Raw genomic sequence first — 2,527 nt, forward strand, 5'->3', positions numbered from 1 at the left:
CCCGCAGGCGCAGTGCATTGCCGATGACGGAGACCGAGCTCAGCGCCATGGCCAGGGCTGCGACGACCGGGCTGAGCAGGATGCCCAGGAACGGGTAGAGCACGCCCGCGGCGAGCGGGATGCCGAGGGTGTTGTAGGCGAAGGCGAAGAACAGGTTCTGGCGGATGTTGCGCATCACCGCGCGCGACAGGTGCCGCGCCCGCGCGATGCCCGCCAGGTCGCCTTTCACCAGGGTCACGCCCGCGCTCTGCATGGCGACGTCCGTGCCCGTGCCCATGGCGATGCCCACATCGGCCTCGGCCAGCGCCGGCGCGTCGTTGACGCCGTCGCCCGCCATGGCGACCACCTTGCCCTCCTTCCGCAGGCGCCGGACGATGCGGTTCTTGTCCTCGGGCAGGACGTCGGCCTCCACCTCCTGGATGCCGAGCTTCCGCGCAACCGCTTCGGCCGTCGTCCGGTTGTCGCCGGTGAGCATGACGATGCGGATGCCCTCGGCCCGCAGGCTCTCCAGGGCGGCGGGCGTCGTCGCCTTCACCGGGTCGGCGACCGCGATGACGCCGCCCGGCCTGCCGTCCACGGCAAGGAACAGGGCCGTGCCGCCCTCGCGGCGCAGTTCGTCCGCCCTGCCCGCGAGCCCGCCCAGGTCCACGCCGAGTTCCTGCATCAGCCGTGCGTTGCCGAGCGCCACCCGGCGGCCATCGACCTTCCCCGTGACGCCCTTGCCGGTGACGGAGGCGAAGTCGTCCGGCTCCACCAACGCCATGCCCCGCTCCCTGGCGGCGGCAACGATGGCAGCCGCCAGCGGGTGCTCGCTCGACCGCTCCAGGCTGGCGGCGAGCGGCAGCACCTCGGCCTCGGCCAGGCCCTCCGCCGGGACCACCGCCACCACCTTGGGCTTGCCCTCGGTCAAGGTGCCGGTCTTGTCCACCACCAGGGTGTCCACCTTCTCCAGGTGCTCCAGCGCCTCGGCCGACTTGATGAGCACTCCCGCACCGGCCCCCTTGCCGACGCCGACCATGATGCTCATGGGCGTGGCCAGGCCGAGCGCGCAGGGACAGGCGATGATCAGCACCGAGACGGCGGCGATCAGCGCATAGGCCAGGGCCGGGCTCGGACCCCAGACGGCCCAGGCGATGAAGGCCAGCACCGCAACCGCGACGACGGCGGGCACGAACCAGCCCGCCACGGTGTCGGCCATGCGCTGGATCGGCGCCCGGCTGCGCTGCGCCTCCGCCACCATGGCGACGATGCGCGACAGCATGGTGTCGGCCCCCACCTTCTCGGCCCGCATCACCAGCGAGCCGGTGCCGTTCACGGTGGCCCCGATCACCTTGGTGCCGGGCGCCTTCTCCACTGGCAGGGATTCGCCGGTGACCATGGACTCGTCCACCGATCCGCCGCCTTCCAGCACCTCGCCATCCACCGGAACGCTTTCGCCCGGCCGCACCCGCAGCCGGTCGCCGACCTGCACCTCGGCCAGCGGGATCTCCTCGTCGGAGCCGTCCGGGCGGATGCGCCGCGCGGTCTTGGGCGCCATGTTCAGCAGGGCGCGGATGGCGCCGCCGGTCCGTTCGCGCGCCCGGAGTTCCAGCACCTGCCCGAGCAGCACGAGCACGGTGATGACGGCGGCCGCCTCGAAATAAACGGCGACCGCACCATCCGCGCCGCGGAAGCCCGCCGGGAAGATGCCGGGCGCGAAGGTCGCGACCAGGCTGTAGAGGTAGGCCGCGCCCGTCCCGAGCGCGATGAGGGTGAACATGTTCAGGCTGCGCTTCACCACCGACTGCCAGCCACGGACGAAGAACGGCCATCCCGCCCAGAGCACGACCGGCGTCCCGAAGGCGAACTGCACCCAGGCGGAAACCCGCTGCGAGACGAGGTGGTGCAGGCCAAGCCCCGGGACGTGCCCGCCCATCTCCAGGAGGAGAACCGGCAGAGTCAGCGCCAGCCCGATCCAGAACCGCCGGGTCATGTCGGCCAGTTCCTGGTTCGGGACGGCTTCGGCCGTCATCTCCAGCGGCTCGAGGGCCATGCCGCAGAGCGGGCAGTTGCCCGGCCCCTGCTGGCGGATCTCCGGATGCATGGGGCAGGTGTAGATGGCGCCCTTCGGCACCGGGGCGGGTGCCTCCACCTCCTCCGGGCGCAGATACTTCTCAGGGTCGGCCTCGAACTTCGTCCGGCACCCCGCGGAGCAGAAGTGGAAGGTCGTTCCGCCGTGCTCGAGGCGGTGCTTCGAGGTCGCCGGGTCCACCTTCATCCCGCAGACCGGATCGGTGACGGACCCCTTTCCGGCCACCGCCGCGCCACCAGGGCTGTGGCCATGGTGATCCGCAGCGACAGGTCCATGATCATGCGTAGAACGTTGGTGGTGATCGTGTCGATGATCTTGATGCTCACCACTCATGATGCCGTCTCCCGTGGTGGTCCGCCTCGGCGGATTGGCTCTGGCCCGAAGCGACCAAATGGGGGGCTTCCATGGTGGGAAGGTCAAGCAGGGCGCTCGCCCGCGGCGCACTGACATAATTTG

Annotated in this window: 2 protein-coding genes; both read right to left on the reverse strand. The window is 70.9% G+C overall.

The genetic code is table 11. The features are described from left to right. The coding region (locus QMO56_RS26670) for a heavy metal translocating P-type ATPase (RefSeq protein WP_283530666.1) at nt 1-2,257 on the reverse strand (2,257 nt) is incomplete at its 3' end. Next, nucleotides 2,254-2,397, reverse strand: a complete 144-nt coding sequence (locus QMO56_RS26675) for a hypothetical protein (protein WP_283530664.1) — start codon at nt 2,395-2,397, stop codon at nt 2,254-2,256. The genes QMO56_RS26670 and QMO56_RS26675, both read right to left, overlap by 4 nt. Nucleotides 2,398-2,527 lie beyond the last annotated feature (130 nt).

The sequence above is a fragment of the Roseomonas sp. E05 genome (genome assembly GCF_030063475.1).
GTDB lineage: Bacteria > Pseudomonadota > Alphaproteobacteria > Acetobacterales > Acetobacteraceae > Pseudoroseomonas.